The sequence below is a fragment of the Huintestinicola butyrica genome (assembly GCF_025567215.1).
In the GTDB taxonomy this organism is placed as follows: Bacteria; Bacillota; Clostridia; order Oscillospirales; family Ruminococcaceae; genus Huintestinicola; species Huintestinicola butyrica.
On record NZ_JAOQKB010000012.1, the window covers coordinates 74,671 to 87,439 of the forward strand.

The following is a 12,769-nucleotide window of genomic DNA, read 5'->3' on the forward strand; positions in this document are numbered from 1 at the left end:
AGGAGCTTTTTTATGCAATGATATTACTAAATAAAATGAGGGACTGCAGCCAATGCCGCAGTCCCTCATTTTATTATAAGTTATAAGTCAATTTACTCAGCAGTCACATAAACAATGTCGGAAGATGTTACGTCAGTGAACTGACCGTCAACATATGCCTTAACAGCAAAGCCGTACTTCTTGCCTGATGTAAGATTTCTTACATACATGCCAAGCTCGGTTCTTTCGCCTGCATATGTCCACTTGCCGTCAGCGAAGTAATATACACGGTACTTTTCAGCACCATTCACAGCAGACCAGTTGAGACCAACGGTTCCCTTTCCTGAAGTGAATGTCTTGGTGATGACAGGTTTAATGTTAGATACAGTCACATAAACAATGTCGGAAGATGTAACGTCTGTCCACTTGCCGTTTACCAGAGCCTTAACGGCAAAGCCGTACTTCTTGCCCTTAGTAAGACCCTTTACGAGCATATGCTCCTCAGTTCTTTCGCCTGCAAGTGCCCACTTGCCGTCAGTATAGTAATATACACGATACTTTTCAGCAGCATAGACCTCAGTCCAGTTGATGCCTATAACGCCCTCTTCGTCGTATGTCTCGATGATCCTGGGCTTAACGTCAAGAGTGGTTGCATAAACGATGTCGGAAGCGGTTACGTCAGTCCATTCACCGTTGAGCAGAGCCTTAACGGCAAAGCCGTATTTCTTGCCGGGTGTAAGGTTTCTTACATACATACCGGTCTCGGTTCTTTCGCCTGCAAGTGTCCACTTGCCGTCAGCGAAGTAATATACACGGTACTTTTCAGCGCCTCTTACCTCGGACCAGTTAACGCCTACAGTTTTTGCGGCAGGTGTTACCTTGGTTATCTCGGGCTTAGCGTAGTCATATATTACCTTGTATTTTGCGTTGAATATAAGAGTATTGACACTGTCCTCGGATAATTCATATCCATCAGGCACCCGGAGGATAAGCTCTGCATAGCCGCTGTCGATCTCTGCACGGCGTTCTATGCCTATTGAGTAGTCGCAGTCGGCATTTTCAACAGTGTAAGCATTGTCGATGTATTCCATAGCCTTTTGGAAGCGTGTATCAGCATCATCAGTCTCCTTTACCTCAATAACGGGGCTAAGTGTCATGCCGTCCTTGAGAGCAAGTGTAGCGCTTGAAACGCCGATGACCTTTGCATTGAAGCTAAGTGTTTCTATGCAGCCCGGCTTTGTGAGGTAGTAGTAATTGCTGCCGTCTTCGGGAAGTATCAGATTTACCTCTCCCTGTACTTGCTCGCCATCCATGGCAGTTGGCGTAATCCTAACACTGCAGCCTTCAAAGCCGTTGATAATGCTGAATGCGTTTTTCATATAGTTAACTAAAGCTTCAGTTACAGCCATGTTGTCGCTCAGATCAGCTGCGGGGATCCTTAATTCGGGAGTAAGCGTTGCGTCAGCTTTGAGGGCAAGGGTCGTATCTACTTCGATTTTCCATGTGGGAGTGAATGTCAGTGAATAATTGTATCCATCCTCAGCATAATCATCGGGGTGAAGCACTACCTTTGCCGTCATGCTTGCAGGGAGACCGTTGTCGCTGTACTCGGTGGTGTATTCAATGTCGTCGAGATCATAGTCAGTGCACATTTCTTTGTCTGAAGCGGGAGCAGGTGCAATCGTTATGTTTTTCTTAATATATTCCTTAAGAATAGCTTCACGGTCTTTGTTTGTGTCGCTGATGTCAGTGGAGAATACAGGCGTAACCGACTCCTTTGAGATCAAGCTTACCGGTGCGGGCTTCTTTTCAGTAAATATTATGGTCTTTGACTCAGCTGTATGTTCTTTTGATTTGAAGCAGTAGTCGTCATTTGTCAGACTTATGGTTATAAGGAACATAGCCTGTCCATCGTCTGCGGTGTAAGGTTGAATGTTAACGCTGTAATCGTCCTCGCTGAGCTCCTCCGCACCTGTTACGGTGAACATTTCCTTCATACGCTCTGTACCAAGAGCAATTCTTGCGTTAAGGTCATCATCGGGCATTACATAAACCACATTGTCGGTAACGTCTGTTGGTTCGAGCTTAAGTTCAACAGCTTTTCTTTCCCGGTATGTAATATTGAACTCAAGGCGTGTAGTTTTTTCTGAGGACAGTACCTCATTATTTCCGTTTTTCATCAAAGAAACAGCGATCGTTGACCCATTGGCGTCGGAACTAACGACCTTGACTTCTACTGAAGTACCCGGCTCCATATCAATGCAGCGTAAGGCATAGTTTTTGGCAAGCCCGAGTCTTGTGAGCACGTCATCATCAGGATTTACCTTGATAACAGCTTCGGTCGAAGCACCATCTGCAAGCTTCAGCTCCTTGTCGGAAACGGTGTATTCAGTGCCGTCGTCTGTATCTATAAAGGTGAAATTCTGTGTGCCCAGATGTAATGTCTTTGCTTCTCTGTTGCCGATAACAAATCTGTTGTCGGTAATATTGAAGGTTGCATCTGCGGTCCTGTTAAAGATGTCAATGTCATTATCGCCGAAACTGAGCTCATATGGATATTTGTCAATGATCTCACCGGTGGTTATGTCACGGATATCGACAGCCTTTACAGCTTCCTTAACAGCCGCTATCTTTTCCGCATCTGTGGAAGTTTTGCTGATATTTACCTTGATGTCAGTATCTATGAAAGTAGGGACGATATAAACATTGAAATCTACCAGCACATTGAAGTTTTGGCCTGTATATACCGTGCCGGCAACATCGCCCTCGTCAAGGTCATAAAAGTCAGCATATTTTCCCTTGAAGCCAAGTGTCAGCAGCATAGAATCACCTGCACCCGTTGTGACGATATAATAGCCGCTGTCGCCGTCTTTGCCGCAGAAAGGTATCGCTATTTTCTTGCCGCTTCCATCGGTAAAGGAAACTGCGTCATCAGCCATTTTCTCTTCTATAGCTGCCATCATGCCGTCACGGTTGAAGGTGTTTAAATTTAATTTGAGCTTGCCGCCGTTCCAGTGAGCGGAGATCGTCTGCTTTTCAACATACTCAACGGGAACTGTTATCTCAGTGGTGGAAAGAGGCTTGTTGTAGTCCTCAGTTCTTGCGATACATATTTCGTCCTTCTGGCTGTCAGCCACCTCGATAACGGCTGTAGCCGTGCTGTCATTGTTTAAGGTTACGGATTTTACGGTGTAATCAACATCTATAGCTTCGCCTGTGTAGGTAGTAAAGCTAAGGTTATCGAAATAGTCCTTTATATACTCATTTGCTTTCTCAGGATCCTTGGGGACAGTAAGAGTGTCAAGCACGGGGTGGGCATCACGCTTGGCATAAACTCTCAGCCTTTTTACAGAATCACTGCTGAGGCAGGTCGAGTTTTCTATCGGGCTAAAAGAGAAAAGCATACTATTGCCGGAGAAAAGTGCGCCTAAACGGAATCCCCTTGCATCATGATTGTCATCTGTAACTTCATATTCTTTTACATTGCCCGTTACAGCTGCATTATTTTTGACAATGTCACTATAGTAAATAAATTTCTGTTGACTGTCTGATCCTTCATACTGTGTAACATAAAGATAATAAGCACTGTCAATTTTTTCTGCATTGGGGAAAGTAATAGTTATCTCGTCCAGAACATTAACAGTTATGTAAGCCTTGGGACCCTGCTCGCCGCCGATAATTCCCTGGGCATATATCTTAGCGCTTCCGGGAGCCACGGGAGTAACAGCGCCTGTGCTTTCATCAACAGTTGCTATTTCGGGGTTATCGGAGTAATACTTTACGGAAGATGCGTCAGTGCCTGTGGGAGAAACTTCAAGATACCGGCTCAGATCAAGCTTTTCGCTTGCATTTTCGGATACGGAAACGCTTTCCTCACTGAATCTGTAGCTTTCCATAGCTGCCTTTACATATACAGTTGCGGAAATGCCTGCATTGTCGGAAGCGGAAAGCTCGTAAGCCTCTTCGCCCTTTTCGGTGAGAACAAATGTAACGGTTACCTTTTGTAAGCCTGTCTTCTCATCGTATGTCATATCGCCTGTAATGATGTCGAAATCGTCGCTTGCTGGAGCATAAACTGTCTCGCCCTCAGGCTCTTCAACATTGGTCTTGTTGTAGCTTGTGTTGCCGTAAAGAAGCTCTGTGGGCATATTGCTGTAGTCCATGTTTTCGGTGGTAAAGGTGAGAGCGCTCTTTATCGCCTCGGACAGGTTTTCCCCGTTAGATGTGTCAATGGGGTTGTCCGCAGTGAATTTGCCCTCAAGCAGTGGCTTCAGGATTATCTTCTTCACATCATATCTGATGGGCAGGTTCATCATGAAGCCGTAATTTTCAACAGAGGGGTCATAGGTCGAGGCGGTCGGGTTAGTGTCGTTGTAGCCCTTGGGGAATATCCAGTTTGCGGCCTCGGGATAATACCCCTTGATGCCATATGCGTGAACATAATCCCTTGTGGCAAGGATCTCACTGTAGGTTTTGTCATATCTGTTCAGGGTGTGTGCCCTGCTGCTTGTTATGTAGGTGTCACCGTTGTAAATGCCGAATTTGTTGCTGAGTATGGCTGCGCTGCCTGCTCTTTCGTTGGCTCTCTCGTAAAGAGATTCGGTGTCCCTCTTGAAAACGGGGACTACCAGCTCCTCGGGAGCGTCCTTGAATATGGGGGATTCCACGTCAAATGGGATTGTCGCAGAAGTATTTTCGGTATCAAAGCAGTAGCAGAGAGCGCCTTCTTCTGTAGGCACTATACTGACATCAACGGAATAAGGGTCAGTGTCGGATATCTTGGCATCTAAGGTATAGTACATGCCGTGCATTGGAATAGGAAAGTCACTTACGCCCCGTACTATTTCAGAGCCGGCGGTAATATCGCTCTGATACTTGTTGGAAAAGCTCACCTGTACAAGTTCGTTTTCGTCGATAACAGTGCCGATGTTATCAGCTGTAGTGCCGAAAGGTATAGATATGCTGTTCGTATATATTTTGGGTATCAGATACGCTGCTGCGGAAGTAAAAGTAAAGCTCTGTGAATACGAAACGTCGCCTACAGTTGCATTTACGGTTATCACAGCAGTGCCCCAGCAGTCAACGTCATAAGCGTACTTGCTCACACCGTTTACCTCTTCCAGCTTGATAAGGCCATAAAGCTTGCTGGTGGCATCGGCCTCATTGTAGGTCACGCTTGTTATTTTAAAGTCCTCAGCACCGTTGGAGTTAACATAGAACACCAGCTTCTGGCTGCCGACTGCTTCAGGACCCAGAGCATAGTAATGCTCAAGAGGCACAGCAGAGTCAGCGGAGCCTGTGATAGTAAAGGGGCAGTCGCTGACAGGATCGCTGAGCAGATCGTAAGCATTGGTCTCCATGCCGATAGTGCTTATAGAGTTAAGGGTTACGTCGTCATCTGTAATGAAAGAGATCTCGTCCGCCCATACAGGGGGGACAGATGAAAATGTGACAGCCAGTGCCATTATCGCAGCAAGCTGTCTTTTAAAATCCTGCTTTTTCAAAAACATTTCTCCTTTCAAAATAAATGCCATAAAATATTCTAAAATTACACACATCACACACTTGAAGTATAACATAATTTTACCGAAATTGCAATAGATTTTACCGAAAAAGTTAAAACTTTCTCCATGCTTATTACACTTTTGCGCATTAACACATCTAATTGACAAAATGAGACCTGTATTCAAAAAGTGCGTGTTTTTGCCCGATTTTGTACCAAAATGCAGAGAACTTTTTTAAGAAATGATGTTTGCAAATTATAAAATCACTTGACAATCTACAAGCGCCGTGATATAATTTTAGTAATGAGATGCAGGCGTTTACCTTTCATCTAACCTCTTTTGTATATCTCCGAACCTCTTTTTGACTTACCTAAAAAGTCCCATTCTTACAGCCGCATTCGGGAACGGACAGCCCCGGATATCGGTGGGACACTGTCCTCTGCATCTCATTTTTATTTGATAAAAAGCCCCTCGGGCATAATCTGCATACCTCCGTCAAACGGCGCATTGAAGCCGTTCGACGGCATCATACAAACGAAAAAGCGGCTCGGATATCCGAACCGCTTTTGCCTTGTAAGCACAAAAAAACACCGCTCAGGATCTGAACGGTGTTTGGTGCGAGAGATGGGACTTGAACCCACACGTCAAAGACACACGCACCTCAAACGTGCCTGTCTGCCTATTCCAGCACTCTCGCATATTTTCTGACCTGTTTAATCAGTCAGCTTTTATATTATAGCACAGACTTTTGTACTTGTCAAGCACTTTTTTAGATTTTTTGCATTTTTCCTCTGCCATTTGCATTTTTTCTCATTATATGATACAATAAATATAGTGAAAATCTCTTATTAAGGCTCAAAAAGGAGGCATGCCCATGTTTGAAAACTATCTTGATATGCTTATACCGTCGGCTGATGCCGCTTTTATGGTCAAGACTATCCTAAGGCTTGGCGTGGCGACCCTGCTGGGCAGCTTCATAGGCAACGAGCGTGAGCACATCAACCGTCCAGCGGGCATACGCACCCATGTGCTTGTCTGCATCGGCGCCGCCCTTATGACTATCACGTCGGAATATGTGTGCCGAAAATACATGGGCGTGATGAACGTTGACCCCACACGCCTTGGTGCGCAGGTGGTCAGCGGCATAGGCTTCCTGGGCGCAGGTACTATAATCAAAGAGGGCTTCAGCGTCAAGGGACTTACCACTGCCGCAAGCCTGTGGGCTGTATCCTGCGTGGGACTTACCTGCGGCACGGGCTTCTACGGGGCAGCTGTTATTGCGACGCTGCTCATATACTTCGCCCTCCAGTTCATAAAAAGGGCGGTCATGAAGCACAGCGAGACCCGTGTGATCTGCCTGATGGTGAGCAGTGCGGACGTGGCTGCAAAGGAAGCCGAGGCACTGTTCAGCAAGCTTTCCCTTGCCATAGTTTCATCGGAGATATCCGTGGCTGACGAGGGTCATCTGGAGCTGAAATATGCGGTCATCGTGAAAAAATCGGAGGAGCTTTTCGATTACGCCATCAACAAGCTGAAAATGACCGACGGGATAATGAATGTACACGTTGAATAATCCCATAACAACGGAAAATAATAAGGAAGGACTGTTCAGATGCGCATAGATAAATTTGCTGCCGAGCAGACAGGCATATCCCGCAGCGATGCAAAGGAGCTTATAAAACGCAGGAAAATAACCGTTAACGGAGCGTCCGTTACCTCGGCGGATATGCACGTTGACCCCGAAAAGGACGAAATAATTATCAGCGGAAAGCCCATATTATACAGGCAGTATATGTACATTATGCTTAATAAGCCTGCGGGAGTTGTGTGCGCCACCAGGGACGAGCTTTCCGAAACCGTGCTGGAGCTTATCCCCCCTGAGCTGCGCCGAAAGGGGCTTTTCCCTGCGGGACGGCTGGACAAGGACACCGAAGGCTTTGTTTTCATAACCGACGACGGCGCCCTTGCACACAAGATGCTCTCGCCCAGGAGCCACGTTGAAAAGGAATACGAGGTCACTCTGGAACGCCCTGCGGAAGAGAGCTACAAGGAGCTTTTTGCCTCAGGAATGACCATTGACGGCGGCGAAAAGTGCATGCCTGCGCAGCTTTTCTTCACCGATGACGACCATGTGGTGCGGCTTATCCTCCACGAGGGAAAGTTCCACCAGGTCAAGCGCATGATGGAGGCTGCGGGCAACAAAGTCACCTTCCTCAGGCGCACAAGGATAGGGGGCATAGAGCTTGACCCCACACTGCCTCTCGGAGGGTGCAGGGAAATTTTGCACAAAGAAGCCCTGAAACTTTATGCAAAATAGTAGCACGATTTCAACACATTTTTCCGAAAAAGTTTATTTTCGTCAAACTAAATAAATAACTTTTTGTAAGTTTGGGTAATAAGAGACTTGAAATTACTGTGCGTAATTTGGTATTATATAATCATAGCCGATATATGTATTGCAAGATAATATCCTCGGCAGCATTTTAATTAGGGAGGTCCACACTAAATGGCAAGCTTATCACTCAGAGGCATCTATAAGAAATATCCCGGTGGCGTTGTTGCCGTATCAGACGTAAACCTTGAAATCAAGGACAAGGAGTTCATTATCCTTGTTGGTCCTTCAGGCTGCGGTAAATCTACTACACTTCGTATGATTGCCGGACTCGAAGAGATTTCCGAGGGCGAGCTTTACATCGGCGACCGTCTTGTAAACGACGTTGCTCCTAAGGACAGAGATATCGCAATGGTATTCCAGAACTACGCTCTGTATCCTCATATGACCGTATTCGAGAACATGGCATTCGGTCTGAAGCTCAGAAAGGTTCCTAAGGACGAGATCGCAAGAAAGGTAGAAGAGGCTGCAAGAATCCTCGATATCTCTCACCTTCTCAGCAGAAAGCCTAAGGCTCTTTCCGGTGGTCAGAGACAGCGTGTTGCTCTTGGACGTGCGATCGTTCGTGAGCCTCAGGTATTCCTTCTCGACGAGCCTCTTTCCAACCTGGATGCGAAGCTCCGTGCTCAGATGAGAACCGAGATTTCCAAGCTCCACCAGAAGCTGGGTACCACATTTATTTACGTAACACATGACCAGACAGAGGCTATGACAATGGGTGACCGTATCGTAGTTATGAAGGATGGCTTTGTTCAGCAGGTTGATTCTCCTCAGAACCTTTACACCAACCCTGTAAACCAGTTCGTTGCAGGATTCATGGGATCTCCTCAGATGAACTTTATCGACGCTGTTCTCAGAAAGATCGAGGGCAAGTACACTGTAGAGTTCGGTTCCGAAGATACCAAGACCACCCGTGGAAAGAAGTACTATGTTGAAATTCCCGAGTCCAAGGTTGATGACCTTGCACTTTCCGAGCTTGTTGACAAGGAGATCATCATGGGTATCCGTCCCGAGAACATTCACGATGAAGAGATGTTCCTCTCCGCTGCTAAGACCGGCGTTATCGAGGCTGACGTTGAAATCACCGAAATGATGGGTGCTGAGACTTACCTGTATCTCACCTGCGAGGGTATTCCCCTTACTGCTCGTGTTGATCCTCGTTCCACAGCACGTCCTCAGGATACTATCAGAGTTGCTATCGATCCTAACAAGATCCACATCTTTGATAAGGAAACCGAGAAGACTGTTATCAACTGATAACATCACAATCGAATTTATTGAGCCGCACTCTTTTGGGTGCGGCTTTTTGTTTTATATGATAAAATATTTATCAAACTTTTTGTGCAGCTATACAAAAAAGTATGCTTTTATAATATTTTTGAAAGAAAAAGGTGCTTTAATGACGTTATATAATAAAAGCTTCCAAAAGTAGAAAACTCAAAGGGGCAAATATTTTTATGTATGATGAAATAGTAGATAAGTATTACAATGAAATATATAACTACTGCTGCACAAAGCTGAATTTCAGCCGAACAGCGGCGGAAGATGTTACACAGGAAGTATTCTTTGCATTGTATAAAAAGCTGGACCGTCTGAAACTGAGTGAAAATATCAGAATATGGCTTTACAGGGCAGCGGATCTGGAGAAAAAAATTATATAAGACACAATCCCTCATTTGTTTCTCTTGAGGAATGCTCTGATGAGATAAGCGCTGCTCCCATTGATTTCCCGTTCTTGTCAGATAATGATCTTGACTGCCTGTCAGATAAAGATAAGGCTATTATCTCTGATTATTACAACGGCGAGGATAAGGAAAGCATAGCAAAAGCCAACGAAATGACGCTTAACGCATTATATATCCACATACACAGGATAAGAAAAAAGCTTGCGGTCAGTGCGAGAAAAGCCAACAAACTAAGGCTGTAATTTTTGTGCACAGCTACAAATTAAAAAATTGTTTTGATGAAAGAAAAACTGTGCTTTCTGACGTTTATACATCAAAGGAGAATGAGTAATATGAAAGGGCTTGCACAAAAAATTATTTCCGATAAAGAGCTTGAAAAAAAGGCTTTTTTATATTTGAAGCGACAGCTTGATGAGGAAACAGCCAAGCCGTCAGGCAAGCGTGATTATGATAAAATTGCAGTCCTTACAAATGAACTGTGCGAACTGTCGGACGGACTTGATCAGTCAAGTGACATTGTGGGGCAGAAGCAAAGATTATACAGTAAAATATCCGAATACAATGCCGGGAAAAACAAAGCTTCCGTCAGGACGCTCAGAAAAATAATACCGATTATCTGCGCTGCTGCCATAGTATTTGCAGCAAACTGTATTTCAGTTTCAGCATGGAACATGAATATATTTTCTCTTGCTGTAGAGCTTACACAAGGCGGCGTGAAAATAGATTTCGGCAATAAAAGTGAAGAGATAGTTCTGCCTACATCTGAAAATGACCCTTACGGAATTATCGGAAAATGCGAGGAAATGGATATTACTGCCGAAACCCCACACTATCTCCCTGAAGGTTTTATGCTTGTATGTATGGAATCCGATAAAAATGATTATATGGATTATATTTTATTTACTTTTGAAAATGGTTCCGAAAAGATTTCCTTATCATATCAGTATTTCCATGATGGCGACCTGTCAAATATCTGTATTCCCAGCGATGAACACAATATTTCAGAAATAACCGTATGTGGTCATCAGGCGATAGTATCAAAGGAAGATAACCAAATGAATCTGATTTTCAACTCGGGTTATTGCGTTATCGATATTTTTACACAGAATGTTGACTATGCGGAATGCGATAAAATTGTTAATTCTATAAAATAACTGAGCAATTATGAAAAAATTTCCATTGTTAAGTTGTTTTATAAGTATAAAGCAGAAATCAGACCGAAAGGAAGGTTCATTATGAAGAAAAACAGAATATTATCAATCATCGCAGCGGCGGCAGTTGTGTCATCTCTTTCCGCATCGGTATTCGCCGATGACTACAGCAAAAGCAAGATCGAAAACAGCATTGCTCTGCTTACACAAAATGAGGAAGTGAAAACCTATTACGACAAGATAACCGCCGATATGTCGTGGCTGAGGACTACCACCGACTCCTTTGCTATATTTGACGTTACGGGCGACAACATTCCCGAGCTTATCGTTACAAGCACCGTAAAGGACAAAGCGGAAAAGGGCGGAGAATATGACAAAAAGCTCCACAAATTCTACAGCCTTAAAGGCGACAAGGCGGAATATATGTACTCCGCAAGTATGTCCTGTACCACGATCGCACCAAGCATGGTGGGCAAAAAGCTTAAATGGGTATATGACGATTATATGCTGGCTCAGGACGACAGCGGTCTGACCATGAACAGCGAATACGGATATATGACCTTCACCGATGAAAAAATTATCCGTGAGCCTGTGTTCAAGGCCACAGAGTCGGTTGACCCCGACACCGATACGATGGAATATTCCTACAAAGGCAATGGCGACAGCTACGGCGCAAGGACGGTAAGAAACTACTCCAAGAAAAAGAAAGGCGCAGATTCATCGGCATCATCAAGATACAACACATGGCAACACGCCGCAGAAAGCTGGGAGGGAACTCAGTGCATAAGCAAAAAGCTCTATCTGCTGGAGCCTGTTGATGACTGCTATCTGCTCATGGCAGACGGCAGCAAGGAATGCGTTTCGGCTTCAACCCCCATTGATGTATATGGCTATTCCGCAGAGAACGGAAAGGCTCCCGTAAAAAAGACCAAGACCATGTTCAGGATGAATGTGGCAGAGCTTCTCAATTACTATTTCAATGAGGAACTGTGGGCCTTTACAGTGGAGGGCTATAATGTGTACGGCGACGAAGATAATGTGCCCGCCGCAAAGCCAGTTATATATCTTTATCCCGAAAAGGAACAGCAGGTGTCGGTAAAAATGGAGCTGAACGGCAAGTTCATGTGTACATATCCCGAATATAAGGACGGCTGGGACGTAACAGCCAAGCCCGACGGAACCATAATCGCCGACGGCAAGGAATATTCCTACCTTTTCTGGGACGCTTCCCTTAACGCAAAGTGGGACTTTTCCACAGGCTTTGTGGTAAAGGGCAGCGACACGGCGGATTTTCTCCGTGAGAAGCTTTCGTACATGGGACTTACTCCCAAGGAGTATAACGAGTTCATCGTATATTGGCTTCCTCAGATGGAGAAGAATCCTTACAACCTTATAAGCTTCCAGACAGAGGCATATGAGAATGCGGCAAAGCTGCACATCTCCCCCGAGCCTGACAGCATTCTGAGGATATTCATGGCATATAAACCGCTGGACGAATATACCGAGGTAGAGGAGCAGAAGCTTGATACCTTTGAACGCAAGGGATTTACGGTTGTAGAATGGGGCGGCGGTCAGTGCTGAGGAAATGGTAAAAGGCTGAGCCACGCTGAAGCCGCAGTGGTAAACTGCGGCTACCTACAAAATCCGCTTGCTGACAGATATCGTAATTAGGTTTATAACGGACAATTTAGCCAATCCCCCACCGCAGAGCCAAGCAAAACAAACAGCAGATACTCGATATAACACGTAAAATCCAATAATAAGGCAAAGGACATTCTTATAAAATTGCTCTCAAATTAACCAAAGAACAGCAAATAAAAGAACGGATTGAAGCCCAAACCTGAAAACATAGCTATAGAAAAAGGTACAAACAGATGAATGGGGTTCGGTCTCCGGCGGCAAGCAAAATGTAGGGGGATAAAAAACGGTAGGGAATAGGGGTTCAAGGAAGAGGTGTGCAGAGGAGAAACCATCAGGGGGAAGGGGAATGCCGTTTTTTGCCCTTGCTTTAGTTTCCTCTTCCCCCTGGTGGTGTCTCCTTTGCATTCGGTACGGACA

9 protein-coding genes and 1 tRNA gene are annotated in these 12,769 nt (G+C 45.0%); 7 read left to right on the top strand and 3 right to left on the bottom strand.

Annotated elements, in window-relative coordinates:
• Nucleotides 1–92 precede the first annotated feature (92 nt).
• On the bottom strand, nt 93–5,483 hold the full coding sequence (locus tag OCV68_RS11875) for an Ig-like domain-containing protein (RefSeq protein WP_262572887.1): 5,391 nt from the start codon (nt 5,481–5,483) through the stop codon (nt 93–95).
• 613 nt (nt 5,484–6,096) lie between these two features.
• A tRNA-Leu gene (locus tag OCV68_RS11880) sits at nt 6,097–6,180 on the bottom strand.
• A gap of 177 nt (nt 6,181–6,357) precedes the next feature.
• Between OCV68_RS11880 and OCV68_RS11885 the strand changes: the two genes are divergently transcribed.
• From OCV68_RS11885 to OCV68_RS11915, 7 genes are all read left to right on the top strand, one after another.
• Entirely contained in the window at nt 6,358–7,056 is a 699-nt protein-coding gene (locus OCV68_RS11885) for an MgtC/SapB family protein (protein WP_262572890.1), read from the top strand.
• Between the two features lie 39 nt (nt 7,057–7,095).
• Entirely contained in the window at nt 7,096–7,800 is a 705-nt protein-coding gene (locus OCV68_RS11890; protein WP_262572893.1) for a pseudouridine synthase, read from the top strand.
• A 189-nt stretch (nt 7,801–7,989) separates the two neighbouring features.
• Nucleotides 7,990–9,132 carry an ABC transporter ATP-binding protein gene (locus OCV68_RS11895; RefSeq protein ID WP_022474194.1) on the top strand — a complete coding sequence of 381 codons (1,143 nt, stop codon included), beginning with the start codon at nt 7,990–7,992 and terminating at the stop codon, nt 9,130–9,132.
• Nucleotides 9,133–9,332: 200 nt separating this feature from the next.
• The gene (locus OCV68_RS11900) at nt 9,333–9,536 is read left to right on the top strand and encodes an RNA polymerase sigma factor (RefSeq protein ID WP_262572896.1); all 204 of its coding nucleotides are present in this window, start codon (nt 9,333–9,335) and stop codon (nt 9,534–9,536) included.
• Entirely contained in the window at nt 9,494–9,802 is a 309-nt protein-coding gene (locus OCV68_RS11905; RefSeq protein ID WP_262572898.1) for a hypothetical protein, read from the top strand. Before OCV68_RS11900 ends, OCV68_RS11905 begins: the two co-directional genes overlap by 43 nt.
• 36 nt (nt 9,803–9,838) lie before the next feature.
• The gene (locus OCV68_RS11910) at nt 9,839–10,714 is read left to right on the top strand and encodes a DUF4367 domain-containing protein (protein ID WP_262572901.1); all 876 of its coding nucleotides are present in this window, start codon (nt 9,839–9,841) and stop codon (nt 10,712–10,714) included.
• 81 nt (nt 10,715–10,795) lie between these two features.
• Nucleotides 10,796–12,292: a hypothetical protein gene (locus tag OCV68_RS11915; protein WP_262572903.1), complete on the top strand. Its 1,497-nt coding sequence runs from the start codon at nt 10,796–10,798 to the stop codon at nt 12,290–12,292.
• Nucleotides 12,293–12,507: 215 nt separating this feature from the next.
• Here the strand turns inward: OCV68_RS11915 and OCV68_RS11920 are convergent.
• On the bottom strand, nt 12,508–12,769 hold a 262-nt coding region (locus tag OCV68_RS11920), incomplete at its 5' end, for an MBL fold metallo-hydrolase (protein WP_262572906.1).

What these genes read in the sequence shown, in the direction of transcription:
- OCV68_RS11885 (WP_262572890.1), top strand. Translation starts at nt 6,358, where the DNA reads ATGTTTGAAAACTATCTTGATATGCTTATACCGTCGGCTGATGCCGCT.
- OCV68_RS11890 (WP_262572893.1), top strand. Translation starts at nt 7,096, where the DNA reads ATGCGCATAGATAAATTTGCTGCCGAGCAGACAGGCATATCCCGCAGC.
- OCV68_RS11895 (WP_022474194.1), top strand. Translation starts at nt 7,990, where the DNA reads ATGGCAAGCTTATCACTCAGAGGCATCTATAAGAAATATCCCGGTGGC.
- OCV68_RS11900 (WP_262572896.1), top strand. Translation starts at nt 9,333, where the DNA reads ATGTATGATGAAATAGTAGATAAGTATTACAATGAAATATATAACTAC.
- OCV68_RS11905 (WP_262572898.1), top strand. Translation starts at nt 9,494, where the DNA reads ATGGCTTTACAGGGCAGCGGATCTGGAGAAAAAAATTATATAAGACAC.
- OCV68_RS11910 (WP_262572901.1), top strand. Translation starts at nt 9,839, where the DNA reads ATGAAAGAAAAACTGTGCTTTCTGACGTTTATACATCAAAGGAGAATG.
- OCV68_RS11915 (WP_262572903.1), top strand. Translation starts at nt 10,796, where the DNA reads ATGAAGAAAAACAGAATATTATCAATCATCGCAGCGGCGGCAGTTGTG.